Source organism: Phormidesmis sp. 146-20 (assembly GCF_052939475.1).
The window spans coordinates 1-26,847 of the sequence record NZ_JBJPHT010000011.1 but is presented as its reverse complement, the minus strand read 5'-3'; the positions used below and the strand labels follow the sequence as shown (position 1 = coordinate 26,847).

The following is a 26,847-nucleotide window of genomic DNA, read 5'->3' as shown; positions in this document are numbered from 1 at the left end:
GAGGGGTTGCCGCTGGCGGCACGCTTCGCGAGAGGATGAGAATAAGATCAGTTGTCTAGAATTCAGGGCTGTCTTATGCGCGAACTTTATCCCCCGATCGAACCCTACGACACGGGGATGCTTCAAGTCTCTGACCTGCATACGCTCTATTTTGAGCAGTCGGGCAACCCGGATGGCAAGCCTGTTGTGTTGCTGCATGGCGGCCCGGGAGGGGGCAGTATTCCTTTGTATCGGCAATATTTTGATCCGCAGCGGTGGCGGATTGTGATTTTTGATCAGAGAGGCTGTGGTAAAAGTACGCCTCATGCAGAACTGCGGGAAAACACAACCTGGGATCTGGTGCGCGATATTGAGAGGCTGCGATCGCGTCTTCAAATCTCCCAATGGGTCGTGTTTGGGGGCAGTTGGGGCAGTACGTTGTCGTTGGCTTATAGTCAAACGCACCCCGATCGCTGTCTGGGCTTGATCCTGAGAGGCATCTTTTTGCTAAGGCGTAAAGAAATTCTCTGGTTTTATCAAGAAGGGGCGAGTTATCTGTTTCCCGATGCCTGGGAGAAGTATTTGGAGCCGATTTCTTTAGGTGAGCGGGGAGACTTACTCTCTGCTTATTATCAACGCTTGACCAGTGAGGACGGGATGATTCGGCGAGAAGCGGCTCGCGCCTGGTCGGTTTGGGAAGGCACCACGAGTAAACTGCTTCCTGATCCAGAATTGCAGCATCGATTTGGCAAAGATGAGTTTGCCGAAGCGTTTGCCCGCATTGAGTGCCACTACTTTATCAACAAAGGGTTTTTTGACTTTGATGACCAACTTTTGCAAAACAGCGATCGTCTTCAGGCGTTGCCGATTGTCATTGTCCAGGGTCGCTATGATGTCGTCTGCCCAATGATTTCTGCCTGGGATCTCCACAAAACCCTTCCCCACGCGGATTTCATCGTCGTCTCGGACGCAGGTCACTCAATGACAGAGCCAGGAATTCGCAGTGCCTTAATTGACGCAACAGACCGCTTCGCCATTATCTAAACCCCCCCCACGCCTCCTCGCAAATGCGGGGCAAAGCCCTCCCTCACCCCTTACTCTCTTCGTCCCATAAGTATAAGTAGATTAAATGAGCACTTTTTATTACGAATCCCGTTCACTGCAACGGTAAATGGAGGGTTTAAAGCGAAAGTTTTCCCGTAGTATCAGAATTGAAGCTGACTCAACAAGCAAGCCTTTAGTAGGTAACGCAGAAGTTATGCTTTCAGATGGCTTAAGTGCCGTTTCCACTATAGAGAGGATCACCGGATGGCTAGTTTTAAAGTCACGCTCATTAATGAGGCCGAAGGGCTGAACACGACGATCGACGTTCCCGAAGACGAGTACATTCTGGATGCTGCTGAAGAGCAGGGTTTGGATCTCCCTTATTCTTGCCGTGCGGGTGCTTGCTCGACCTGTGCAGGTAAGATCACGGCGGGTACGGTTGATCAGTCGGATCAGTCTTTCTTGGATGACGACCAAATCGAGGCAGGCTATGTGCTGACGTGTGTGGCTTACCCCACCTCTGATTGCACGATCATGACCCACCAGGAAGAAGAACTTTACTAAATTCTTCTCTCAAAACAGAGGACTTTGCTGCTCCTCACGTTTTCTCTGTCTTTAAGAGAAGTTTTTGGATTGTTGAATCCTTTCGCTACTTCACGATGGAGTAGTCAAATCATTTAACCCTTAAGTTCTTTGCGAATTGCAGAAGTGCTGATCTCTTTGAGTTACCCGCAAGGGGTCGGTGCTTCTGCTTTGTTGTATCTTCTTTAAACGTTATCGATGTTATTTAACGTCAGTTCGATAGGATTTTTCGCTTCGTTATTTTGCACTTCTGCCCCCCAACCCCCCAATTTTGGGGGACTTTAAGACAAGAATTCCAGTTCAAAGTCCCTCACCTGTGGGGGATTTAGGGGGCGTTCCCGGATTTGCAGTCGGAGCGAAGTATTTCGTCGAATTCACGTTTATTTAATGCTTGATCCCAAGCAAAACGATGTTAGACGGTCGGGGTTTCCTTTCTAACAATGCAAACCACTACACTAAATGAGTGCTTTAACTTAGATAAAGGAAATGCAACCATGACTGAAACTGCGACAAACGCTCAAACGGGAATGACACCCCTGGATTATGATGTTGAACAAGCTGTACTAGAACGGTATGAAGCGGGTGCCCGTCAACCTCAAGCGGCGCTCTGCTGTCCGACGGATGGGTATGACGATCGCCTGCTCAAAATCTTGCCTCAAGAAATCGTCGAAAAAGATTATGGCTGTGGCGATCCGACTCGCTATGTGAATGAGGGCGAAACGGTTGTTGATTTGGGATCGGGCGCTGGGAAAAATTGCTATATTCTGGCGCAAAAAGTCGGTGCAGCGGGGCGGGTGATTGGCGTTGATTTTAATGATGAAATGTTGAGCCTGTCGCGCAAATATCTCGATCAGATTGGACAGACTTTGGGCTATCAAAATGTGCAGTTTGTCAAAGGTAAGATTCAAGATTTGGCGCTTGATCTCGATGTCGCTCAAGCCTGGTTAGATCAGCATCCGATCGCCACGATCGCCCAGGTTGCAAATTTTGAAATGGAATGCGATCGCTTGCGCCAAAATGATCCTTTGATCGCGAGTGACCGTGTAGATGTGGTGATTTCTAACTGTGTGTTAAATCTGGTGCGTCCTCAAGACAAACAGCAGCTTTTTCGGGAGATCTATCGTGTTTTGAAGCGAGGCGGACGGGCGGTCATCTCTGACATTGTGTGTGATGAAGATCCGACTCCAGCGATTTTGAATGATCCTGATCTATGGAGCGGCTGTATCGCAGGAGCCTTTCGAGAAAATCAGTTTTTGGAAATGTTTGAGCAAGCTGGATTTCACGGAATCGAGATTCTCACCCGTCAGACCGAACCCTGGCAAGTGGTCGATGGCATTGAGTTTCGATCGCTCACCGTTCGAGCTTTTAAGGGCAAAGATGGAGACTGCTGGGAGCGCAATCAAGCTGTCATTTACAAAGGGCCGTGGAAGGCAGTGCAGGACGACGATGGGCACACTTTTTATCGAGGAGAGCGATCGGCGGTGTGTGACAAAACTTTTCAGCTTTACACCAATTCGCTCAGTCCCTATCATGCCGATTTGATTGCAGTGCCGCCTTACCAAGAAATTCCGTTAGCGTCGGCGCAAGTGTACGACTGTTCGCGAGACGCAATTCGTCAGCCTGGTGAGACAAAAGGTTCGGGGTGTAAGGAAACGATTGCAAGCAAAGGGTCTTGCTGCTAGGGAAGAGAAATTGATAACACTCGCCCTCTGCCTTGAGAAAAGTGGTCGAAGCTGCAATTCTGTAATTGAATTAACGTGTGAATTAACGTGAATTCGGTGGAGTTTTTCCGCTCCGTTATTCAGCACTTCAGCCCCCCAACCCCCCAATCCTGGGGGACTTTTGGACAAGATCTCTCGTTCAAAGTCCCACAATTTTGGGGGATTTAGGGGCTGAAGCCGATCGAAACGAAGCGAGTCACTCTCATCGAACTGACGTTGAATTACTTGGCGTTTCTTTCAGTTTCCTTTTGCGCTTGCTTTAGGGCTTCGATCTTGTTGTCTTCGTTGGGGTTATAAATTGCACCCTTTTGACGGACGTTGAGATCAACCGTTTCTTTAATGTTTTCGCCCAGCTTTTTGATGTTTTTGAGTCCAGTTTGGCCGATCGGACGATCGGGGCTGTCTCCCAGATCTTCAGCATCTTGCTGGATCTTTTGGATCATTTTATCGGTTGCGCGATCGCCCGTCACTTGAGGCGTAGCCTGAGCCGAACTGGTCTGAAACACGGGAGAAACCAACAGCGCTACAGCCAAGACAATCGTCAAAAGCGACTGAACTGCGATCGTCGAGCCGTTTTTCAATCCATCAATGATTCTTTTCATTTACAATCTCCTTTGATTTTTGTAACGTGCAACTAAAAGCTTTGAAATTAGTACTTCTACAGCACGGTCAATACTGATAACCCCTGCATTGAGATCTAGTCACGATCGTGGTAGAGATAACATCTAAAACGCATCGTTAGTTACCAAATCTATGCACTTTAGTCAGACTAGTTAAATCAAGGTATATCTTCCTCTCCCCAAAGTGGGAAAATCAGCAATCCATTAGGTACAGGACTTGCAGATAAATTTCTCTAAATCAACCTTTTTGACCTAAAGGGTGAGGTAACAAAAGCGTTTTCCATTCCTCAGAGACGACCTTTGGTAGCCCAAAAGCTAGATGCCCAAACCATTGATTACCATCAAACTGATTAATCTATATGACTCTATATAAGTGACGAATTTAAGTTCTCTAGGCTAGAGTAATGAACATTAGTCAAGCTGATTTATTTTGTGCAATTAGTAGGGTGGAAGCGATCGCTGAATAGACGCAGCTACAACATTGATGGTTATTTAATTTGGTATTCCTGGAGGGTAACGCTTGATATAAAGTTCATCTACACCTTTCGAGCATTTGTATAGAAATTATAGAAATACATTGCCCAACCTATTTTTAATCTTCTCTTTAATCTCCTCACCATAACAGCGGAGTAACTCGTGGCTTTTGATCGACCCCAACGCCGATGGCTTCCATCCTTTATTCTGATGGGAACGCTTCTACTAACGGCCATTTATTCTTATTATGCCTTTATTACAGCTAGAGCAAAAGATCAACTGCGGTTTGAAAATGCCGTCCAGCAAACTCAAAGTAAGATTGAAAACCAGCTAGAAACCTATACTGCTTTGCTGCGGGCTAGTAGTGGATTATTTGTTGCTAGTACAAGTGTCAGTCGGCAAGACTTTCAAACCTATGTCGATCGACTTGATTTGCGACGGCGCTATCCCGGAATTCAAGGCATTGGCTATTCTGCACGAGTCTTGCCGGATCAGCTTCCCGATCTGATTGCCGAAATGCAAAACCAGGGACTTGAAAATTTTGCAGTGCGCCCCACGTTTCCTCGCAGTGAATATCATGCCATTCTCTATTTAGAACCGTCCGATGTTCGCAATCAAGCTGCGATCGGGTTCGATATGTTTACCGATGCAACTCGACGGATGGCAATGGAGAAGGCCCGCGATACAGGCAATCCGGCGGCTTCAGGGCGGGTCACGCTGATTCAGGAAATTGATGCTCAAAAACAAGCTGGGTTTCTCATCTACATGCCGATTTATCAGGGGGGGCGAGTTCCGGGTACTGTGGAGGATCGCCGCGCCGCCCTACAAGGATTTGTCTATAGTCCGTTTCGGGCCGACGATTTGCTGGGGAGCATCTTTGGCGACGAATCACAACTGCTGGTTGACTTTCAGGTGTATGACGGCTCAGAAGTTCGCGCAGATAAGTTGTTGCACGCGCCACCCAGAGATTATTCATCCAATACGTTTCAAACCGTCAGAAGAATCACGATCGCAGGCGAACCTTGGACACTCGTCTTCTTTCCGCGACCCGAACTAGAAATCGACTCAGAAATGCGGCGGGTGCCCTACATTCTGATCGGTAGCGCATTAGCAAGCTTTATTTTATTTTTACTGGTGCAATCCCAGATTCGAGCGAGACAATTTGCCGAACGAACCGCATTTGACTTACAGCGATCGCAGTCTGCCCTGCGCCAAACTGAATCACGACTCCGACGACTGATGGATGCCAACATCATTGGAATTATCATCGCCAACGTCAACGGTGAAGTGCTGGAGGCAAACGACGCTTTTCTCAACATGATTGGCTACTCTCGCGAAGAAGCGATGACGGGCGCAATCAATTGGCGAGACATCACCCCCCCTGAATATTTTCCCCTCGACGATCGGGCCCGCGAAGAAATGCAGGAGCGCGGTAGCCATGACCCCTATGAAAAAGCCTATCTTCGTCGTGATGGAACCCGTGTGCCAGTCGTGGTCGGCACTGCGCTTTTGGAAGATGGAAATTTGGGCATTGGATTTTTGCTCGACATTACCGAGCGCGTGCGTGTTGAAGACGATCGCAAACGAGCAGAAGAGGCATTACAGCGCACGAACGATCGCCTCGGTTTACTCTATGGCATGTCGAGTAGTTTGTTATTGCAAGAGCAGCCTGGTGAGTTTATCGATCGATTGTTTAATCAGCTTTCGCATCATTTACAGCTAGAAGTTTATTTGAATTATTTAATCGATGATCAGGGCCAAAAGCTTCGTCTGATTGCGTGTCATGGCATTCTTGCACCCCTGGCATTGCCCAAAGAATGGTTAGAACTGGGAGAAGGAATCTGCGGAACGGCGGCCTTACAGCGACAAGCGATCGTTCTTGAAGATGTGCAACACGCCAGCGATCCCAAAGCCGAGACGATTCAAGTCTTGGGACTAACGGCCTATGCCTGCTATCCACTCTTATCGCGAGGTCATTTGCTGGGTACCTTCTCGTTTGGAACTCGCAATCGTCCTGGCTTTCATCAAGATGAATTGGCTTTGATGCAGGTGATGTGTGACCAGGTGGCGGCGGCTCTAGAACGATCGCGACTGCTGACCGACCTTCAGCGACAAACCGAGGAATTGACACAAGCCAACCGCATGAAAGACGAATTTCTCTCAGTCCTATCTCACGAATTGCGAACGCCGCTTAACTCAATGATGGGTTGGACAAAGCTGCTCCGCACGCGCAAAATGGACGAAAAGACGGCAGCCCGCGCCCTGGAAACCCTCGATCGCAATACCCATTCGCTGGCTCAGTTGATTGAAGACATTCTAGACATTTCGCGAGTGATCACCGGGAAGCTGCTGTTAAATCCGATTAATCTAGATCTGGTCTCGTTAATTGGAACGGCGATCCAGACAATGCAGCCGATCGCAGAGGCGAAAGAGATTCGCATTCAGACTAAGTTTGAGGTTGAAAGTGTGCCCTTTTTGGGAGATGCCAATCGATTGCAGCAAGTCTTATGGAATCTGCTCTCAAACGCGATTAAGTTCACGCCCAACGGCGGACAGGTGACGATCGGAATCCGGCAGCAAGATCAGATTGTGCTGTGGGTTAGCGATACGGGGCGAGGCATTGGTGCAGAATTTTTGCCGCATGTGTTTGATCGCTTCCGACAGGCAGACAGTTCGACAACTCGCGCCTATGGAGGATTGGGGTTGGGGTTGGCGATCGTTCGGCATCTAGTGGAATTGCATGGAGGAACGATTCATGCTGAAAGTCTTGGAGAAGGACAGGGAGCCACTTTTACGCTGATCCTGCCGCTTCCTGGTCAAAGTGCGATCGCCGAGTCGTAAAATTAGAACGACAAACTCTTGGGCGTGATCATGGCTGAAGATGTTCAGAAAAACCCATCTAGCGCGTTATGGGATCGGGTGATCGAGCAGACACAACACGCGATCGCTTGTGGGTCGTTGCGGTCAATTCCCACAGATTATGAATTTGTTCAGCAGGGAAATGTTCGCTTTTTGGTGCGGGTTTTATCTAATCTGGTTCGCAAAGAGATTGCTCAAAAACAAGAACAAGAAATCGCTAAAACGAATGCTGAGTTTAATCCTTTTTTACCCTATGAAAAAGACTTATTTATCGCCAACTTATCAGAAACTCACCTCTGTTTACTCAATAAATTTAATGTAGTCGATCATCATTTGTTGATCATTACCAAAGAATTTGAGGAACAGGAATCATTACTCAATCGACAAGACTTTGCTGCTGCCTGGAAGTGTCTTTCTGAAGTGGACGGACTGATTTTTTACAACGCTGGCAAGAACGCTGGAGCCAGCCAACGACACAAACATTTGCAACTGGTGCCCTTTCCGATCGCGCCCGCAGGCTTATCGATTCCGATCGCGCCCCTATTTGCCTCGATCAGTTCTCCAGAGGTCGCTACAGTTTCAGAATTACCCTTTGCTCATGCGTTGGTCAAACTGCCTGCTACGCCATCTGATGAGACGCTATTAGATTGCTACGATCGGTTGTTAAAAGCGGTGGGGTTGAGGCGCGATCGTCCGTCGGGTGCTTACAATCTGTTGGCGACGCGAGAGTGGATGTGGATGGTGCCGCGATCGCAGGAAAGCTTTCAGTCAATTTCTGTTAATTCGCTCGGATTTGCGGGGACTTTGTTTGTCCGAGATGAGGAGCAAATGCAGATCTTAAAGCAGCACAGCCCAATGGAGGTTTTGCGTCAGGTGGGAGTTGAGCGAGATCAATAGGTTTTGGTTAATAGATTTTGGTTAATATAGCAATCCTAAATCACTCGTGAAATGCAGACTTGATCGTGCCCCCTAAATCCCCCAAAGTTGGGGGACTTTGAGCCGAGAGACTTCCTAGATTTCAAGACCCATTCCCCAGTTTCAAAGTCCCCCAGAATGGGGGATTTAGGGGGCGAAGCGGACTGGAACGGAGCGACAAAAATCTGTTCATGACTCATTTAGGATTGCTATAGTTTTTGATCAAGAGTTCTCGACCTGCAATGGCGACTTCCTGTTTGTAGTTATTCATGCCATATTGCAGTGTCCATTCAGTAATGTTGGCAAAGCTAAACAGTTGTCTAATATCAGGAGAATCGTCATAGGTAATTAACCACTTGTGCGGACATTGGCGCATATTGTCTGCAAATCGCTCATGCTCAAACCCGGTGTGCAGTTTGCCTTTGATTCCATAAAGTTTGGATTTTGTAGCGCTCAAATAGGGCGGATCAAGGAAAATAAACACGTCTTCTCCAGGTTGAAACAATAACGTTTCATAGTCGCCATGTGTAATCTGAACTGACGATAAATAGAAAGAAAGCTTTTGTAATCGGTGAATAGACGACGCTGTAAATCTGCGCTCAAACGCCTGCTGAGAGTAGCCCCCCGAATCAACTGTCCCCGAAAAGGTAATACGATTGAGCACAAAGAAACGCACGGCTCGATCGAACTCACTCAGCTTCAAGTCGTCACGGGTATAGTACTCATACAACTCTCGACCGTTGGTATATTTTTCCTTGATACGATCGACTTCATTTACTAGCGATTCGATCTCATCTTTTGCATAAACCCAAAAGCAATATAAATCGAAATTTAAGTCATTGATCCAGTACTGTTTGACTTGACTATTTAATAACTGTCTTATAGCCAAAAAAACAGAGCCGCCTCCTACAAATGGTTCTCGATATTCCTTTAAGGTCAAGGGAATGTGGGGGAGAATCTGAGCGATCGCTTTTGATTTACCACCCGGATAGCGCAACGGACTTTTGACTGAAGACATAATTATTTAATGATTTGCTCGGATCTCAATTTGTATGTTGTCGTTTCGCTGAACTTCTAGTAGTAGATTTTGACTTAGCTTTTATGTGTGGTCATCGATTGTACCCCCTAAGCAAGCTAAAGGCTAAAATTTCTGTTGGATGGGATTGGGAGTAAAAAATGGCGTTGCTGAATCAGGGGATGAATTGCCCCAAAGCGGAGGGGAACCCAAGGTTCAAAGTCCCCCAGAATGGAGGATTTAGGGGGCGAAAAGCTTGACACTTCTCACAGATTCATCCCTCCAATCAGCAATGCCCAGTGAGAAAAGATGAATCCTGACCAGAAATCAACGCAGCCCCAAAAAAGCGGCCCAAGCCACCGAATCGATCGAGTGACCTGAACCGCTACCACACTCATTAAAGAGAGGCGTACAGTTCCTTACTTGACAAACAGCATTTCTTGATAAGTAGGAATCGGCCACAGATCATCTGCGACTTCACCTTCTAGCGCATCTGCATACTCGCGCACCTTATCCATTAAAGGACGAATGGTTTTCGCACAGTACTGCATATGTTCTTCTGAACTTGCAAAATCGTGTTTGCCCATCGCTGCACTGAGTTTGCTGACATTATCGATCATCGACTGCATCAGAGAAGCCACTTTTTCGGCGGGTTCCTTCTCGATCGCAATCCCAATTCCGCTCAAGTTAGCGATCGTGCTGGCCACATCCGACAAATAGCGCATCGCCGCTGGATAGATGATGGTTTTTGCCATGCTGACAACCAGTTTTGCCTCGACCTCGATCGTCTGAACGTACTGCTCTGCATAGACATCAAAGCGGCTTTCCAACTCAACCGGGGTGAGAACTCCGATGCGATCAAACAGTTCTTCGATCGCCTTGTCTTTCAACACAGGTAACGCATCCGCCGTCGTGCGAAGGTTAGGAAGACCCCGCTCCTCAGCCAGTTTGTGCCATTCTTCAGAGTAGCCATCGCCCCCAAAGACTACCGCGCTGTGCTTCTCCATCACTTCTTTGAGGACAGCAAACACCGCAGCACTCATCTCTGCGCCTTTAGACAGTTCGGCTTCTAGCTTGTCAGCTACCCAGGTGAGCGAATCAGCCAAAATCGTATTCATCGCCACCAGCGGCCCCGAAACAGACTGACCAGAGCCAACCGCCCGAAACTCAAAGCGGTTACCCGTAAAAGCAAAGGGTGAAGTCCGGTTTCTGTCTCCCGGATCTTTGACAAAAATGGGCAGAGTATCCACACCGAGATCCATCATTCCACCGTGAGCAGAATCTTTAACGTCTCCTTTGGCGATCTGCTCAAACACTTCTTCAAGTTGAGATCCTAGATAGACCGAAATGATTGCAGGAGGCGCTTCGTTAGCCCCCAATCGGTGATCGTTACTTGCCGTTGCAACCACCGCCCGCAACAGTGAACCGTAGGTATGAACGCCGCGAATCACTGCCCCACAGAACAAGAGAAACTGAAGGTTTTTGTGAGGTGTGTCACCAGGATCAAGCAGATTGCCCTGAGTCGGATTGCCCACCGACCAGTTGACGTGCTTACCAGACCCATTGATGCCCGCAAACGGCTTTTCGTGCAGTAAGCAAACAAACCCATGCTTCTTGGCAGTGATTTTGAGAATCGTCATCAGCAACTGTTGGTGATCGCTGGCAACGTTCGCCGCTTCAAAAAATGGGGCGATTTCAAACTGTCCGGGAGCCACTTCGTTGTGTCTGGTTTTTGCCGGAATGCCCAACCGATACAGCCGTTCTTCAACATCCTGCATAAAGACCTGAACGCGCTCAGGAATTGCTCCAAAGTAGTGATCGTCAAACTGTTGACCTTTGGCGGCCGATTTGCCAAACAGGGTGCGACCTGTCAGCAACAAATCAGGGCGATTGTGAGCAAAGTGAGAATCCACTAAAAAGTATTCCTGCTCGGCTCCACAGCTTGAGTTGACCGTGGCTACATCGGCGTATCCCAATAGCTTTAGCACACGAGTTGCAGCTTTATTCATCGCTGAATTGGAGCGCAAAAGCGGCGTTTTCTTATCCAACGCTTCTCCAGTCCAGGAGACAAACACGGTGGGAATGCACAAGGTCATCCCGTTGTCGGTTTCCATCACATAGGCGGGACTGGTCACATCCCAAGCGGTGTAGCCACGAGCCGCATTCGTCGCCCGCAGACCCCCGTTGGGAAACGATGAGCCATCCGGTTCACCCTGGACTAACACCTTTCCGGCAAATTCAGAGATTACCGAGCCATCACTTTGTACCGAGATAAAGCCATCATGCTTTTCGGCAGTCGCATTGGTCAGTGGGTAAAAGACGTGAGCGTAGTAGAGTGCGCCTTTAGAAATGGCCCAATCTTTCATCGCAGAAGCAATGATTCCCGCGACCGAAATATCGAGCTTGCCGCCTGTCTTCAGCGTTTTTTGTACCGACTTAAACACATCCTTGGGAAGACACGCCTGCATTTTGCTCAACGTAAAGACATCCGTTGCCCAAATCGCTTCTAGACGAGACGGCACCTTCGACGGCAGAGGCGTACGATCGGTCACTTGAGAGATCGCCTTAACACGCAATTCATGACTCATAATGATTGTCCTTGGGGGTAAAAACTAGTAGGTCTGGGGCACAAAAAACTGCTCATTCCGAGGGGGACGAACATAGTCATCAGGCGCGACACGGCGAGGCGGTAACTCCATCGCTTCGGGAGTCATATCGGTGTAAGGAACTTTGCTCAAAAGGTGGCTCACACAATTCAATCGGGCGCGTTTTTTGTCGTTGGCTTCTACAGTAAACCACGGCGCTTCGGGAATATTGGTATGAGCGAACATTGTATCCTTGGCTTTAGAAAACTCCATCCAGCGATCGCGCGATTCTAAATCCATTGGGCTGAGTTTCCAGCGACGAGCGGGATCAATGGTGCGAGACTGAAACCGTCGCTCTTGTTCGTCATCGCTCACCGAAAACCAATACTTGAGCAACATGATGCCAGACCTGACCAACATTCGCTCAAACTCAGGGCACGACTGCATAAACTCGCTGTATTGCTGATCGGTACAAAAGCCCATGACATGTTCAACACCAGCCCGGTTGTACCAACTGCGATCGAACAAAACAATCTCACCTGCGGCGGGCAAATGTTCGACATAGCGCTGAAAGTACCACTGGGTTTTCTCGCGATCGGACGGCGTTCCTAAAGCGACAACTCTACACCCACGCGGGTTGAGCGGCTCGGCGATGCGCTTGATGGTGCCTCCTTTTCCGGCTGCGTCGCGTCCTTCAAACAAAATCATCAGGCGATAGCCTGTATGTTTGATCCAGTATTGCATCTTCACCAGTTCGGTTTGCAGGCGAACAAGCTCAATTTCGTATGCTTTTGTGCTGAGTTTGGGCGGCTCGCTTGAAGTTGGGGACGGCTCGATCGAGGCTCCGATCGCTGGCTCCTTGTGTTTTTTGTGTTTCTTGTGTTTTTTGGGGTGCTTCTCTTCAGAAGATTGAAGAGTTTCTTGGACTCCCAAACCATTAGGCTGTTGTTCCATGCACTAAAATCTCCTGGTAAACTAGGGCACAAAAGGAAGAAAATAGCACCTCTGAGTCCTCCCTCTCGTACACTTCCCGCTTAGGAAAGGTCTGAGAAGTATTCGCCAACGGTCAACCTGAATTTACTAAGCGCACTACGAGAACCTGGCAACCCCAAATTAGGGAAAGTTCTTGCGATCGCGCCCATTCCTTCAGACTGGCAGAAAGCACTTTCCAGACACGACTGGATGCTTCAACTCACAACGGGTACAGTCGATCAACACCCGCTCTGTTTAGCAACAATTTAACAGTTCTGAGAATGATCTAGACCAATAAGCTAGACAACTGTAACAAACCTGACTTTCAAACTCTCATCCAATCAATGCTACAGACTTGTGAAGGTCTTTGTACTCGATACATAGTAGAAACAGAACTCTCAGGTTTTTGTATCGCACATCACTATCTGTCGAGAAATATAGGAAAAACTGAAAACTTCTTACAAATTAATCTTTTGGAAGGATGCTGTAACAAATAACACTCAGGATAAATTTAATATTCTCTCCAAACCTATGCACCAACTCATTTTTAGGAGAATCAGGAAAAAATAAAATTATTTCTTGTAGCGAGCAATACTGATTCAAACTGCGTCACCCCCAAAGATTGTCTGTGCAACTTCCAGACGGATGTAACAGCGAACTATGACTAACTCAACAGGTGGCGAACTCAAGCCAACCCTCGGTCTGGTGGGGATCACCATCAACGCAATGGCCCTGATTGCACCAGGCGCTTTTTTATGGACAACCTACCAACTGCAAGCGCCTCCCGATTCTGCTAAAAACATGTGGGCAGCGATCGCGCTCGCTACAATCATCGCCATGCTGACGGCAAGCTGTTATGCAACGCTCTCTAAGGCTTATCCAGAAGCTGGGGCCGGAAGTTCTTACTTTTACGCAGAGGCGGCGATTTTAGCCAAGGAAGAACATAAGCATTTTCGGTTAGCGCGACTGGCTAAGTTTGTCACGGGATGGGCAGCGCACCTCTACTACTGGGTGTATCCCGGCATTATGGTCAGCTTTATGGGAACCTTGGTCGTTTATATTGGGCAACTGTTTAACCCCAATTTTGCCTCAGATTGGTTCAGTAAGGCGCTGATTTGCGTTGTCTTTGCGGGTCTGATTGGCAGCATTGCTTTAGTGGGCGTGACAGGTTCTACGTTGATCAACATCATCATTAACGTCGTTCAAATTGCATCATTGACATTCTTAGGACTGTTGATGATTGTGTATCGCCTGGGTCATCCCAATGTGAATTATGAACATGCGAATGCGGTTAGCGTTGTAGTTCCCCATGATTTGGTTGGACTAATTTATCAGGCGACGATCGCCATTCTCCTGCTCGTTGGCTTTGAGTCAGCGACTGCGATGGCTGGAGAGTCCGTTGATCCTCGGCGAGATATTCCTAGGGGTGTCATTTTATCGTTGTTTATTCAGGCTTGTATCTGCTACTTTTTTGAGTATTTTGCAGCTAACTTTTTTATTGGAGATCAATTTACGGCTGTTGTAGACGGCAAGACGGTGACTGGGTTTGCGGCTGCGCTGGCATCAGGGGCCCCGATCGGAGATATTGCCAAAATTCTCGGTGACACACTGTTGTTTGGTAATGGGTTTCTGTTGCAGATCATCATGGCAAGTACTGTGGTGATGGCTCTGATTGGCACCGGGCTTTCCTCCCTGTCTACCGGAGTCAGAATCAGCTACGCAATGGGAGCCGATCGAGAACTCCCCGCTGTATTCGGCTTTTTGCATGGTCGCTACAACACGCCATTTTTGGGCATCTACTTTTTGACAGGACTCTCTGCGTTAATTGGGGCCTATGCAGTTCAGAGTGTCGATAACGTGACGATCGTGACTTTGGTCTCCAACATTGGCACCTTTATGCTGTATGGCATTACCTGCGGAGTCACGCTAGTTGCAACGCTTGAACATCTGCTCGATGGCGAAAACAATCCCATCAAAACGATCGTGATTCCCATCCTGGGTTTGGTGATGAATCTGGCGATGGTTTGCGGCATTTTTTACTACGGCTTGACCGGATCTGGGAATGCCCAAGTTAATTCGATCACTGCGATCGGCATTGCGATCGCTTTCTTTGTCGCTGGATTTGCTTACCTGATTGGCGATAGCTTACTCAAAGGCAAACCGTTGTTTCTCCCTTCTGATGTGAGACATCCACTGCGCGATCGAGTAAGTTCCAAGTAACTGTCTCAAGTAACTGTCTCAAGTAACTGTCTGTAGAGTGTGTTGAGCTACGCGAAATGTACCGATTCTTCAAATGTTAGTAGTACGTTTTGCAAGCTCTAAAGTCCCTCAGAATTGGCAGCTTGGGGGCAGAAGCGCTTCACAACGAAGCAAAATCACCTCATTGAACTAATGTCTAAACAATCCGCAAAACCAATAAGGGGAGCCACCCATGAATTTAGTTCTCGCAATCATTCAGCCTTCTAAGCTTGATGCGGTGAAAGAAGCCTTAGTTAAGTTAGGAATCCAGGGAATGACGGTCACAGGTGCCAAAGGATTTGGGCGACAAAAAGGACGACCACTCGCTTTTTTGGGACTGCTCGACATGGAAGGAAAGCCGTTTACGATCGACTTCATCCCCAAAGTCAGAATCGAAATGGTTGTGAATGATGACATCACTGATCAGGTCGTTGATACGATTGTCTCAACCGCCAAAACAGGAACGATCGGAGATGGTAAATTGTTTGTGATTCCAGTGAGTCGAGCCGTCCGCATTCGCACCAGCGAAGAAAATGAAGCGGCTTTGACGATCGAAGAACCTGCCACGCTCAGCGATTCTCGCAAAAAATAATGATTCAGTCTCTGGTGTTCTTTGTCGTTGCAGGTTTGTGCGAAATTGGCGGCGGCTACTTGTTTTGGCTATGGTTACGCGAAGGAAAAAGCATCTGGCTTGCGGTGTTAGGTGTGATCATTCTGGCTATCTATGGCGTAGTTCCCACGCTACAACCCGTCAGTTTTGGACGCGCCTACGCTGCTTATGGTGGGGTTTTTGTTGTGTTGTCCCTTTTGTGGGGCTGGCTGGTCGATCGAGTGCCTCCCGACAAGTTTGACTGGCTGGGCGGCTGGATTGCGCTTCTAGGCGTTTTAGTCATGATGTACGCCCCGCGACACTGAACCCTTGATTGTCTAATCTGTCTTGCGGCGATCGTAGTGTAGAATCTGCGATCGTTTTTTTAATGTGAATTCGACGAAATACTTCGCTCCGACTGCAAATTCGGGAACGCCCACTAAATCCCCCACAAGTGAGGGACTTTGAACTGGAATTCTTGTCTTAAAGTCTCCCAAAATTGGGGGGTTGGGGGGCAGAAGTGCAAAATAACGAAGCGAAAAATTCTATCGAACTGACGTTTTTTTAATGGGAGTGACAGGCTGGCGAATTGAATTCGCGCCTAGGAGAACGAAGTCTGCGAAAGCAGACTGAAACTTTTAAGGGTCTCGTCGATCAGGGGAAGTAGATTTCGTTCTTCTAGCAGGAGTCTTGTTGTTAAAGTTTGATGACACTCGCTTATTAAGCCCTAGTTTTTTCCTGAAAAACAGATAAACTGTAGTTAAAGATACAGAAAATTCTTAGCTGTTAGGAAAAAGCAATGTTTAGGGATGTGTTAAATCAGCGTCGGCGAGTCATTGGATTGTTTTCTAACCGCGAGACAGCCGGAAAAGCACTCGATCGCCTGGTTCTCTCTGGCTTCCCGATCGCACAAGCGTTCTTAATCGGTCACGATGGAGAATACACTGAGAGTACTGTCTCATCTGACCTTGCTGCTTCCCCCATTGGAGCGATCACAGGCACCGCAACCGGATTAAAAAAAGGGTTTGTATTAGGCAATCTGATTGGCGGAACATCCGGACTGTTGTTGGGAGCAGGACTGCTGGCGCTTCCGGGTGTGGGTCAAGTGGTCTTATCGTCAGCGATCGCATTCACATTGCTAAGTGGTGGCATTTGTACGGCGGCGGGTGGTTTAGTCGGTGCCTTAATTGGGTTGGGACTCACTTCTGAACAAGCCAAAAAGTACAGCCAACAGGTCGCCAACGGCAATATTCTCCTGATAGTCGAAGGAACGGCGCAAGAGATCGATCGGGCCCAACAATTACTTAAAAAATCCGTTGTTTAGAACACTCTATTTTAGTAAGAATGTCATAGACTGCAAAAGCTGCTATCTCAACTTAGAGAGCAATCTGAAACTGCTTTGAGATGCAACTTTAGTAAATCTTACTAGAAACGATGGTTGCCGAGAATTTTCAAGACCGTGAGATCTGGGAACGGCTAGAACAAGGACGACGCGCAAAAGCGGCTCAGGGTGGCTATGCTGGCTACGGATCTCCTGCCTTTGGACAGCGATCGCTCAACGGAGAACTGGTCGAGAATCCTGACGAACAGCAGATTGTGGAGTTGATTCGCCGACATCACAAATCTGGAAAATCACTCCAGCAGGTTGCGGACTGGCTCAATCAAAATGGCTATCAGACTAAACGGGGACAACAGTGGCAGCGCATTTCAGTTAAGCGAGTCTTAGACCGCCTCTATGGGCGTACGCCGAGAATCATGGGCATGGAGCCATCTGATGATCAGGACGATTAAAATTCAGTAAGCAGCAAAAAATCGTGATCAATTGTGCAGAAACGTTACAGTATCATCCCCTAGCGTTAGGATCTACCGTGTATACATAAGTCAATTGATCTGTACTTGCCGTAATCCTTCGCCCCCTAGATCCCCCACAAGTGAGGGACTTTGAACGAGAAATATTGTCTCAAAGTCCCCAAAATTGGGGGGTTGGGGGGCAGAAGTGCTGAATAACGAAGCGAGAAAACTCCATCGAATTCACGTTTATTTAATTCTCATTCCTTAAACAGTAGTTCGTTAGATCTCATCTCTTCTAGTCTGTGCAGACTTCGTTCTGGTAAGCGCGGTTTGAACCGCCAGCCAAGATTGCAAGTTATTTAACTTTCGAGCCTAAGAAGTTGTTACAAGCTGTTTACAGAAGCATTTGAAATGCAAGGTTGTTCTCAGGAATGCAACAAAAAAATACACATCCTCTCGTCAAAATCTACCTTAGAGCATAACTCCTGAGCCGCTTTTCCTTCTACAACAGAGTGAGGTTGCCCGATGTAGGTGTGAATGATTTTAGATCAAACAAACCAGGAGCTTGAGGAAGATGTCTTGATCTTTCCCGCTTCGTTTGCTCAACAACGGTTGTGGTTTATCGAACAACTGCTTCCTGGAAATTCTCTCTATATTATTCCGCTTGTATTTCGGCTGACAGGGTTGCTGAAGCGATCGCACCTCTACCAGAGCATTCAAGCGATCGTTAACCGTCACGAAACCCTCCGTACGACGTTTGAAGTTGTTGATGGACAGTTAGTTCAGGTCGTTGCTCCTTTGACTGTGCCGCTCAGGTTTGTTGATCTACAAGAATTACCTACTAACACTCGCGAAGGCATTGCTCTAGAGCAGATCTGGCAGGAGATTGAGCAGCCTTTTCAACTTGATCAAGGCCCCCTGTTTCGCGTGCAATTATGGCAGTTGCAGGAGACAGAACATTTGCTGCTAATAGCATTGCATCACGTCATTTTTGATGAGTGGTCAAGTGGGGTGTTGATTCAAGAATTAGGAGAACTGTATGCATCCGAGGGCAAATCGGTTTTGTTGCCACCCTTACCCATTCAATACGCAGATTTTGCCCACTGGCAGCGAGAATGGCTACAGGGAGAAGTTTTGAACAGCCAACTACGCTACTGGAAACAGCAATTAAAGGATGTCTCGATTCTAAATTTGCCCGGTGTTGTTTCTCGATCGCGCGCCCCTTCATTGTCACCCCATCAGGGAGCCAGCCAGCTACTAGAACTGCCACAGTCATTACTCACTGCACTAGAAGCCCTAAGCCACCAAGAGGGCGTAACGCTGTTTATGACACTGTTGGCAGCCTTTCAGACGTTATTGCATCGCTATACGGGACAAACAGATATCGCGATCGGGTCTCCCATTGCTAACCGTCACCGTAGCGAACTAGAAGGATTAATTGGGTTTCTCGTCAACAGTCTGGTACTGCGAACTAATCTAGTCGGCGATCCAACCTTTCGGCAACTGTTAGACCGAGTGCGAGAGGTTACCCTGGCAGCCTACGATCACCAGGATTTACCCTTTGAGAAGCTAGTAGAAGGTTTGCAGCCCGTTCGTAGTCTGGGTCAAAATCCGCTCTTTCAGGTGGTCTTTGCTTTACAAAATACCCCGATCGAGCAGCTTGTATTACCTGGATTAGTGCTGAGTCCAGTCGCATTAGAAACTAAAACTTCTCGCTTTGATCTGGAGCTATATGTTTGGAAGTGTGCAGACAACTTCAGAAACCTCTGGGGCGAAGGTTGGCAGCAGTCAGACGGATTGCGTGGCGTAATTGTCTACAACACTGATTTGTTTGATTCAACGATGATCGCAGCGCTACGACAGCACTTTCAAACTTTACTACAAAGCATTGTTGCCAACCCAGACACCCCTCTCTCTGCGCTTCCTTTATTAACTCCTACAGAACAACAGACTTTGTTACAGCAGTGGGCTAGTAATCAATCCAGTTATCCGACTGTGGGAATTCATCAACTATTTGAGGCGCAGGTTCAGCAAAGACCCAGTGCGATCGCTGTTCAATACCATCAATCATTCACTTACCAACAGTTAAATCAGGGCAGTAACCAACTAGCGCGATATTTGCAGCGACTGGGAGTTAGTGCGGGAATGCGGGTAGGAATTTGTCTAGCGCGAGGGGTCGAAGCGATCGCTGCAATGCTGGCAGTTCTAAAAGTAGGAGGCGCTTATGTTCCGTTGGACTCCAGCTATCCTCCAGAACGCCTGCATTTTATGATAGAGGATGCCGAAATTTTGGTAGTTCTGACTCAATCAGACTGGGTAGAGTTAGTACAAACTGATAGAACCAAGATCATTTGTCTGGAGCAAGAATGGGATGCGATCGCTCAAGAGTCGGATGAGAATTTGTCTGTTCCCTGCACCGCAAGTCAGCTTGCTTATGTGACCTACACGTCTGGTTCAACAGGAGCGCCCAAAGGAGTCATGGTGCCGCATCAAGCCGTCAATCGGCTGGTGTGTGAAACCAACTATATACAGATAGAACCGGGCGATCGTATTGCTCAGGTAGCTAATCTCGCGTTTGATGCAGCCACCTTTGAAGTGTGGGGCGCATTGCTCAACGGAGGACAACTAATTGGGATTGAACGAGAAACTACGCTTTCGCCAACTAAGTTTGTCGCCCAATTGCAGCAGCAGCAGATTAACACACTGTTTCTAACGACAGCCTTGTTCAATCAAACGGTGAGCCAGATTCCGACGGCCTTTCGATCGCTGAAGTACCTGCTATTTGGTGGCGAGATGGTGAATGTTGATCGAGTGCGATCGGTCGTACAACAAGGCAAGCCTCAACATCTAATTCATGTCTACGGGCCAACCGAAAATACAACCTTTTCTACCTGGTATGAAGTCGAGGCTATTTTGGAGAATGCAACAACGATTCCGATTGGTCAAGCGGTTGCTAACACTCAGGTTTATCTATTAGATGACAGTCTGAATCCAGTGCCAGCGGGGGTGAGCGGCGAAATTTATCTAGGTGGAGATGGACTAGCACAGGGATATCTAAATCGTCCGGAGTTGACAATAGAAAGGTTTATTAACCCCTTCTCACGGCTCTATAAAACTGGCGATCGTGCCCTTTATCGAGCGGATGGCAATCTCGAATTTTTGGAACGAACAGACCATCAGATCAAAATTCGTGGCTTTCGGGTGGAGTTAGGCGAGATTGAGACAGTTCTCATGGAGCATTCGCTCGTACAGTCTGCTGTAGTTGTTGTGCGTGAAATAGACCTTGATCGACAGCTAGTTGCTTATGTAGTTCCCAAAGGCTTAGAGATGTTGGCTGAACGGGAACTACGATCGTTTCTTAAAACAAAACTCCCTACTTATATGTTGCCTGCGGCCTTTGTCACGTTAGACACGCTTCCGCTAACTGCCAATGGCAAAGTAGACCACAAAGCGCTTCCTCCTCCTCCGATCGCTGAACCGCATTCAACTCTCGCACCAACTAACTCGCTAGAAGCCTCCTTAATCGAACTTTGGACTCAACTACTAGGTCGATCAGTTGGCATTCACGATAACTTTTTTGAACTAGGCGGACACTCTCTACTAGCCACCCAGCTTGTCTCCCGCATCCGCGATCGATTTCAGATAGAATTGCCGCTTCGCACTGTGTTTGAAACTCCCACGATCGTCGAATTAGCCCACAAAATTGAAGCTCTCAAACCAACCCAGACCCCAGCGCAACGACGTGAGGAAATAGAACTATGACATCGATCGCTGAGTTTATTTCCTATTTAGAAAGCCTGGATGTGCAAATCTCGATCGACCAGGATTCAGACCAAATGCGGCTGCGCTGTAATGCGCCCGAAGGAACTCTGACGGCCGATTTGCGCCAAGCGTTAGTCGATCGCAAAGCTGAACTAATTGCATACCTGCGATCGCGTGCGCTTCAACCAATCACAATCCAACCAACCTCTCAGGGAAGTGTGTTTCCGCTATCTTTTGCTCAACAGCGGCTATGGTTTTTGCACCAACTCACACCCGATAATCCTTTTTACAATGTGCCTGCTGCCATTCGCCTCACTGGAACCCTCGATCAAATTGCATTAGAGCGATCGTTTTGTGAAATTGTGCGCCGTCATACCGCCCTTCGGACAACCTTCACAATTGTAGACGGGCAAACAGTTCAAGTCGTCGAGCCTGATGGAAAAGTTAAGTTATCAGTGGTTAACTTGCAGACTGTGGCGGTCAGCGATCGAGAACATATCTGCCAGCAATTAGCAGCGATCGAAGCTCAACATCCGTTTAACTTAACGACCGACCCACTGTTGCGGGTAACCTTATTGCAGCTTAGTTCAACTGAGTCGATTTTATTATTAACGCTGCATCACATTGTTGCTGATGGTTGGTCATTAGGAGTTTTAGTTCGAGAACTAGCTTGTTGCTACACAGCATTTGTTGAAGAGCGATCGCCTGATTTACCACCGCTACCGATTCAATACACTGACTTTGCCTGCTGGCAGCGCACCTGGTTACAGGGCGAAATTTTAGAGAAACAACTAGCCTACTGGCGCAAGCAACTAGATGATCTGCCAGAGTTACAGTTGCCCAATGATTACTCGATTGGCGGAACTGCTCAACGTCCTGCTGTCCCAACCTATCGAGGCGCAACTTATCCACTACAACTTTCACCGACTCTCACTCAAAAGCTAATAGACCTTAGCCAACAATCCGGCGCTTCTCTATTTATGACTTTACTGGCAGCTTTTCAAACGCTGTTATACCGTTACACGGGGCAGGAAGACATTGCGATCGGCTCTCCCATTGCTAACCGTCATCGCAGCGAATTAGAGGGGCTGATTGGCTTTTTTGTGAATAGTTTGGTGATGCGATCGAGTCTATCAGGAGATCCAACCTTTCGGGAATTGCTGGGACGGGTTAAGGAGGCTGCCCTAGAAGCTTATGACCATCAAGATCTACCCTTTGAGAAGTTAGTAGAAGAACTTGAGCCAGATCGAGATCTCAGCCGCAATCCTCTATTTCAAGTAGCTTTTGCGCTTCAGAATGCCCCGATGCAATCTCTGCAACTACCTGGATTAAGCTTGGAACCTGCCCCCTTAGAATCCACTAGCACTCGATTTGACCTAGAAGTACATCTTTGGGAACCTGCTCACGGGTTGGGAAGTTTGTGGCAATCTCAGGAAGGCTTAGGTGGCTTTATTTCCTACAGTACTGATTTGTTTAAGGGTGACAGAATCAGCCGCCTAATTGGACATTATCAAACGCTACTAGAAGGCATTGTTGCCAACCCAGACGATCGACTGCTAGACCTTCCCTTACTCACATTCCCAGAACGGCAGCAAATTGTCCAATGGAACCAAATCCCCTCGAAAGCTATCCCCGATTGCTGTTTCCATCAAATCTTTGAGACACAGGTAGAACAAGCCCCAGACGCGATCGCCGTTGTATCTGCACAAGGATCGCTCACCTATCAAGCACTCAATCAACAAGTCAACCTTCTCGCACAAACACTGCAACACCTGGGAGTTCAGGCGAATTCTCTCGTTGGGCTGTGTGTCGATCGATCGCTGGATATGATAGTCGGAATTTTAGCCATCCTCAAAGCCGGGGGAGCTTATGTGCCGCTTGATCCAACTTATCCGAGCGATCGACTTCACTTTATGTTGTCTGATACTCAGGTGGCGATCTTGCTGACTCAATCCTGGTTAGTTCAATCTTTGCCGCCGTTACAAGCAAAAATTATTTGTTTAGATCAGCCGTCACCTACTAACCTCAAACCTTGTGAAGTAGTCTCTTCAAGTCCTGATCAGCTTGCCTATGTCATCTACACATCTGGTTCTACAGGCACTCCCAAAGGCGTTCTTTTATCTCATCGTGGCTTGTGTAATGTGGTTGCCGCCCAACAGCTTCTCTTTCACCCGTCTCGTGGTAGTCGAGTTCTCCAATTGAGTTCTCTGAGCTTTGATGCTTCTGTGTTTGAGATAGTCCTAGCTCTTGGCTCTGGTGCTACCTTGTATCTTTCTCCTACACAGTTACCAGAAGCCGCTCTGGTGCAATTTTTAGAAGACAATGCGATCACTCATGCCTTACTCACTCCAGCCGTATTGGCTGTTTTACCAGCGGCAAAGCTTCCTGCTCTTCAAGTGTTGATCACAGGTGGAGAAGCTTGTTCTAGTCAGGTCGTCGATCGCTGGGCAGTCGATCGCCACTTTTTTAATGCCTATGGCCCAACTGAGACAACTATCTGGGCAACTGTTGCCAAGCTGAATCCAGGTGATTGTCCCCTAACGATCGGTCATCCCGTTTTGAACACTCAGGTCTATATTCTCGATGCTAACTTAAATCCTGTCCCCGTCGGCATTCCAGGGGAACTATATGTTGGAGGTGCAGGGCTTGCTCGTGGCTATCTCAATCGACCCGAACTAACCGCCGAGCGATTTATTCGTACCCAATACTCGACTCTTTACAGAACGGGCGATCGTGCCTGCTACCATTCTGACGGAACCATTGAGTTTTTGGGTCGAGTTGATCACCAGATCAAAATCCGAGGTTTTCGAGTAGAACTCGGTGAAATCGAAGCCACATTACAGCGTCATCCAGCGATTCGAGAGGCGGTAGTTGTCGCTTCCAAAGAGCCATCTGATGGACGGTTGATTGCTTACTTTAGCCTCGATCGCTCCCATATTCAGCAAGCTTTACAAACCCAACACCTTCAACACTGGCAAGCCCTCTACAACCAAACCTATCAATCCCCAACTTCTACTTCCCAATTCAACCTGACAGGCTGGAACAGCAGCTACACAGGCAAGCCGATTCCCTCTGATCAGATGCATGAGTGGGTGAGCGATCGCGTTCAGCAAATACTTGCGCTCAATCCCAAACGAGTGTTAGAAATTGGCTGTGGTACGGGCCTACTGCTGTTTCAAATTGCCCCGCACTGCCAGAAGTATGTGGGAACAGATTTCTCGAAAGTAGCGCTAGAGTCGATTCAAAAGCAACTAGAAACGCTTCCTCAAGTAGAACTACTCCAGCGAACTGCAACTAACTTTGAGAACCTTGATGCTGCATCGTTTGACGTAGTGATCTTGAACTCGATCGTGCAGTACTTTCCCAGCGCCGACTATCTAATGCAGGTGTTAGAGAAAGCCATTCAGACTATAGCTCCGGGCGGTGTATTGTTTGTGGGCGATGTGCGAAGTCTCCCTTTACTAACGGCGTTTCATACCTGGGCGCAATTTTGTCAGGCAGATGCAGCAATGGATCGCACTCAACTTCAACAGCTTGTGAATCGATCATGCTTTGAAGAACCTGAACTCGCGATCGACCCCAAGCTATTTGATGCGCTGCAAGACAAATTTCCTCAAGTTCGACAAGTACAAATTCGTCTCTCACGCGGTCGTAGCCACAATGAGATGACCCAGTTTCGCTATAACGTTTTGCTGCATATAGACGCACAAGACAAGCCGCAAACACCGCTGCCTCCCATCCAAAAAATTAGTTGGATCGATGCAATTACGGTTGAAGACATTCAAAAGCAGCTAGTAGAAACTAAACCAGAAATTCTGCTAATTACGAATGTTGCGAATAGTCGAGTCAATGCTGCGGTCAAAGCTGCCAACTGGTTACGCACTCAATCAGCCCCAAAAACCGTGGGACGACTCCGCGACGAGTTGCAAAACGCTACGACGATCGACCCCCAACAATGGTGGGACTTAGAAACAGTACTACCCTACACTGTCGAGATTACCTGGTCAAGACAATCTCAGGCTGGGGATTATGATGTTCTGCTAGTTCGGCACGGCGTTACTGCGTTAATCAACTTATCTACTTCTCAGCAGGTTGACCAATCCTGGAGCCACTACACTAACTACCCACTTCAGTCTCAATTTGCTCGTCAACTCATTCCTGATCTCCGTCAATATCTGAGACAGACGCTACCTGACTACATGGTGCCTTCTGCCTTTGTGCCATTAGAAACGCTGCCTCTCACGGCTAGTAGTAAAGTCGATCGCCGCGCCCTTCCACCGCTAAGTAAAGTAACAGCAAGACCATCAAACGCGCCCTCAACTCAAACAGAATCAACCCTGATTGACATTTGGCAAGAACTCCTGCGGCTCAAGCAAGTCAACCCACACGACAACTTTTTTGAACTAGGGGGACACTCCCTACTAGCCACCCAGATGACCTCTCGTGTACGCGATGCTCTGGGTCTAGAACTGCCCTTAAAGACTGTGTTTGAAGCTCCCACGATCGCTCAACTTGCTCCCATTCTAGAAACCTTGCGCGACAGTGCTTTAGAAACTAAAATCCCTCCCTTAGTTCAGCTTAATCGGTCTGCTTATCGGCGCAAACGCTTGGCTCCAGAATCTACACCCCACACTGCTCACCACCTCGACCAATTGAATGAATCACCCTCTGATCCAACAATCGCACAATCCTTCACAGAAGCTCGATCGCCCCTTGTTCCGCTAACGTTGGGTGACAGTGAACAGCCTTTTTTCTGTGTTCATCCTATGTTTGGGGTTGTGTTTCCCTATCTCGAACTAGCGCATCATTTGGGCAGTCATCGCAGCTTCTACGGACTTCAACCGCTGGGACTAGATGGAAAATCTTCTCCCCTGAATCAAATCGAAGCGATCGCGGCTTACTATATTCGAGCGATTCAGACACTCCAGCCGCGAGGGCCCTATTTTTTGGGGGGTTGGTCATTTGGTGGGCTGGTTGCCTTTGAGATGGCGCAACAACTCACTCAGGCAGGCCATCAGATTAGTTTATTAGCGATGCTCGATACTCCCGCTCCTTGCAACAAACTATCGCTCTATCAGAGTCTCAAGTTTCTTTTTGGAACTGCCCTCTGGTCTACGCTGCCGTTTTTACTCGACTATGGTGCATTGGCGACTAATTGGCTTCATTCCCGCAACCCCCGGTTTGCTCGCTGGCAGTGGTCATCGATCGCCCGTCAGATCCCCGAAGCAGCCCGATTACAGCTACTAGACGAATCTGCGATCGCTTCTATCCTAAAGATTGTCTATGCCAACGCTCAAGCTGCCTACCGCTATACGCCGCGATCTTATCGCGATCGCATTATCTTATTCAAAGCGGTTGAGAACTCGGATGCGATGGGACAAGACCCTACACTAGGCTGGAGTGCATTGACAAATAATATTCAACTACACCAAGTACCGGGCAATCATCTATCTCTACTAAAACCGCCCCATGTTCAGACCTTAGCCCAACAACTGAGAAGCTACTTGTCATAAAACAATGGGCAATTCCATAGAAGTTTTTCGCTTCGATGTTCAATGCTTCTGCCCCCAAGTTGCCAATTCTGGGTGATTTTCAGACAAGATTTTGATTCAAACCTCACTCGTGCGAGATTTAGGGGGCTGCCTGAATTAACGTGAATTCGATGGAGTTTTCTCGCTTCGTTATTCAGCACTTCTGCCCC

General features: G+C 47.9%; 16 protein-coding genes. 12 read left to right on the top strand and 4 right to left on the bottom strand.

What is annotated here, in order from left to right:
- Positions 1-75 precede the first annotated feature (75 nt).
- From pip to ACKFKH_RS11495, 3 genes are all read left to right on the top strand, one after another.
- Positions 76-1,023 (top strand): prolyl aminopeptidase, encoded by a 948-nt coding sequence (gene pip, locus ACKFKH_RS11505; protein ID WP_446858429.1) that lies wholly within the window; start codon positions 76-78, stop codon positions 1,021-1,023.
- A 264-nt stretch (positions 1,024-1,287) separates the two neighbouring features.
- Positions 1,288-1,587, top strand: coding sequence for a ferredoxin (locus ACKFKH_RS11500; protein ID WP_446858428.1), 300 nt, complete (start codon positions 1,288-1,290; stop codon positions 1,585-1,587).
- 512 nt (positions 1,588-2,099) lie between these two features.
- A complete protein-coding gene (locus ACKFKH_RS11495) occupies positions 2,100-3,287 on the top strand; it encodes a methyltransferase domain-containing protein (protein WP_446858427.1) in 1,188 nt (395 codons plus the stop codon).
- 260 nt (positions 3,288-3,547) lie between these two features.
- Here ACKFKH_RS11495 and ACKFKH_RS11490 read toward each other — a convergent pair whose 3' ends face one another.
- The gene (locus tag ACKFKH_RS11490) at positions 3,548-3,928 is read right to left on the bottom strand and encodes a hypothetical protein (RefSeq protein ID WP_446858426.1); all 381 of its coding nucleotides are present in this window, start codon (positions 3,926-3,928) and stop codon (positions 3,548-3,550) included.
- Positions 3,929-4,582: 654 nt separating this feature from the next.
- Between ACKFKH_RS11490 and ACKFKH_RS11485 the strand changes: the two genes are divergently transcribed.
- Entirely contained in the window at positions 4,583-7,261 is a 2,679-nt protein-coding gene (locus tag ACKFKH_RS11485) for a CHASE domain-containing protein (protein WP_446858425.1), read from the top strand.
- A 30-nt stretch (positions 7,262-7,291) separates the two neighbouring features.
- Positions 7,292-8,176 (top strand): ATP adenylyltransferase family protein, encoded by an 885-nt coding sequence (locus tag ACKFKH_RS11480; protein WP_446858424.1) that lies wholly within the window; start codon positions 7,292-7,294, stop codon positions 8,174-8,176.
- 214 nt (positions 8,177-8,390) lie between these two features.
- On the opposite strand, the gene ACKFKH_RS11475 is transcribed toward ACKFKH_RS11480, so the two are convergent.
- The 3 genes from ACKFKH_RS11475 to ppk2 form a co-directional block, all read right to left on the bottom strand.
- Positions 8,391-9,212: a DNA adenine methylase gene (locus tag ACKFKH_RS11475; protein ID WP_446858423.1), complete on the bottom strand. Its 822-nt coding sequence runs from the start codon at positions 9,210-9,212 to the stop codon at positions 8,391-8,393.
- A 416-nt stretch (positions 9,213-9,628) separates the two neighbouring features.
- The gene (locus ACKFKH_RS11470) at positions 9,629-11,797 is read right to left on the bottom strand and encodes a glutamine synthetase III family protein (protein ID WP_446858422.1); all 2,169 of its coding nucleotides are present in this window, start codon (positions 11,795-11,797) and stop codon (positions 9,629-9,631) included.
- A gap of 24 nt (positions 11,798-11,821) precedes the next feature.
- Positions 11,822-12,748 (bottom strand): polyphosphate kinase 2, encoded by a 927-nt coding sequence (ppk2, locus tag ACKFKH_RS11465; RefSeq protein WP_446858421.1) that lies wholly within the window; start codon positions 12,746-12,748, stop codon positions 11,822-11,824.
- 678 nt (positions 12,749-13,426) lie between these two features.
- Here ppk2 and ACKFKH_RS11460 point away from each other — a divergent pair.
- The 7 genes from ACKFKH_RS11460 (at position 13,427) to ACKFKH_RS11430 (ending at position 26,659) form a co-directional block, all read left to right on the top strand.
- On the top strand, positions 13,427-14,986 hold the full coding sequence (locus ACKFKH_RS11460; RefSeq protein WP_446858420.1) for an APC family permease: 1,560 nt from the start codon (positions 13,427-13,429) through the stop codon (positions 14,984-14,986).
- 211 nt (positions 14,987-15,197) lie between these two features.
- Positions 15,198-15,596, top strand: coding sequence for a P-II family nitrogen regulator (locus ACKFKH_RS11455; protein ID WP_446858419.1), 399 nt, complete (start codon positions 15,198-15,200; stop codon positions 15,594-15,596).
- Positions 15,596-15,919, top strand: coding sequence for a YnfA family protein (locus ACKFKH_RS11450; RefSeq protein WP_446858418.1), 324 nt, complete (start codon positions 15,596-15,598; stop codon positions 15,917-15,919). Before ACKFKH_RS11455 ends, ACKFKH_RS11450 begins: the two co-directional genes overlap by 1 nt.
- Before the next feature lie 473 nt (positions 15,920-16,392).
- Positions 16,393-16,917, top strand: coding sequence for a hypothetical protein (locus ACKFKH_RS11445; protein ID WP_446858417.1), 525 nt, complete (start codon positions 16,393-16,395; stop codon positions 16,915-16,917).
- A gap of 110 nt (positions 16,918-17,027) precedes the next feature.
- Positions 17,028-17,384 carry a recombinase family protein gene (locus tag ACKFKH_RS11440; RefSeq protein ID WP_446858416.1) on the top strand — a complete coding sequence of 119 codons (357 nt, stop codon included), beginning with the start codon at positions 17,028-17,030 and terminating at the stop codon, positions 17,382-17,384.
- A gap of 537 nt (positions 17,385-17,921) precedes the next feature.
- On the top strand, positions 17,922-21,146 hold the full coding sequence (locus ACKFKH_RS11435) for a non-ribosomal peptide synthetase (protein WP_446858415.1): 3,225 nt from the start codon (positions 17,922-17,924) through the stop codon (positions 21,144-21,146).
- Entirely contained in the window at positions 21,143-26,659 is a 5,517-nt protein-coding gene (locus ACKFKH_RS11430) for an amino acid adenylation domain-containing protein (RefSeq protein ID WP_446858414.1), read from the top strand. Before ACKFKH_RS11435 ends, ACKFKH_RS11430 begins: the two co-directional genes overlap by 4 nt.
- The last annotated feature ends 188 nt before the right edge of the window (positions 26,660-26,847 follow it).

What these genes read in the sequence shown, in the direction of transcription:
- pip (WP_446858429.1), top strand. Translation starts at nt 76, where the DNA reads ATGCGCGAACTTTATCCCCCGATCGAACCCTACGACACGGGGATGCTT.
- ACKFKH_RS11500 (WP_446858428.1), top strand. Translation starts at nt 1,288, where the DNA reads ATGGCTAGTTTTAAAGTCACGCTCATTAATGAGGCCGAAGGGCTGAAC.
- ACKFKH_RS11495 (WP_446858427.1), top strand. Translation starts at nt 2,100, where the DNA reads ATGACTGAAACTGCGACAAACGCTCAAACGGGAATGACACCCCTGGAT.
- ACKFKH_RS11490 (WP_446858426.1), bottom strand. Translation starts at nt 3,928, where the DNA reads ATGAAAAGAATCATTGATGGATTGAAAAACGGCTCGACGATCGCAGTT.
- ACKFKH_RS11480 (WP_446858424.1), top strand. Translation starts at nt 7,292, where the DNA reads ATGGCTGAAGATGTTCAGAAAAACCCATCTAGCGCGTTATGGGATCGG.
- ACKFKH_RS11475 (WP_446858423.1), bottom strand. Translation starts at nt 9,212, where the DNA reads ATGTCTTCAGTCAAAAGTCCGTTGCGCTATCCGGGTGGTAAATCAAAA.
- ACKFKH_RS11470 (WP_446858422.1), bottom strand. Translation starts at nt 11,797, where the DNA reads ATGAGTCATGAATTGCGTGTTAAGGCGATCTCTCAAGTGACCGATCGT.
- ppk2 (WP_446858421.1), bottom strand. Translation starts at nt 12,748, where the DNA reads ATGGAACAACAGCCTAATGGTTTGGGAGTCCAAGAAACTCTTCAATCT.
- ACKFKH_RS11460 (WP_446858420.1), top strand. Translation starts at nt 13,427, where the DNA reads ATGACTAACTCAACAGGTGGCGAACTCAAGCCAACCCTCGGTCTGGTG.
- ACKFKH_RS11455 (WP_446858419.1), top strand. Translation starts at nt 15,198, where the DNA reads ATGAATTTAGTTCTCGCAATCATTCAGCCTTCTAAGCTTGATGCGGTG.
- ACKFKH_RS11450 (WP_446858418.1), top strand. Translation starts at nt 15,596, where the DNA reads ATGATTCAGTCTCTGGTGTTCTTTGTCGTTGCAGGTTTGTGCGAAATT.
- ACKFKH_RS11445 (WP_446858417.1), top strand. Translation starts at nt 16,393, where the DNA reads ATGTTTAGGGATGTGTTAAATCAGCGTCGGCGAGTCATTGGATTGTTT.
- ACKFKH_RS11440 (WP_446858416.1), top strand. Translation starts at nt 17,028, where the DNA reads ATGGTTGCCGAGAATTTTCAAGACCGTGAGATCTGGGAACGGCTAGAA.
- ACKFKH_RS11435 (WP_446858415.1), top strand. Translation starts at nt 17,922, where the DNA reads ATGATTTTAGATCAAACAAACCAGGAGCTTGAGGAAGATGTCTTGATC.
- ACKFKH_RS11430 (WP_446858414.1), top strand. Translation starts at nt 21,143, where the DNA reads ATGACATCGATCGCTGAGTTTATTTCCTATTTAGAAAGCCTGGATGTG.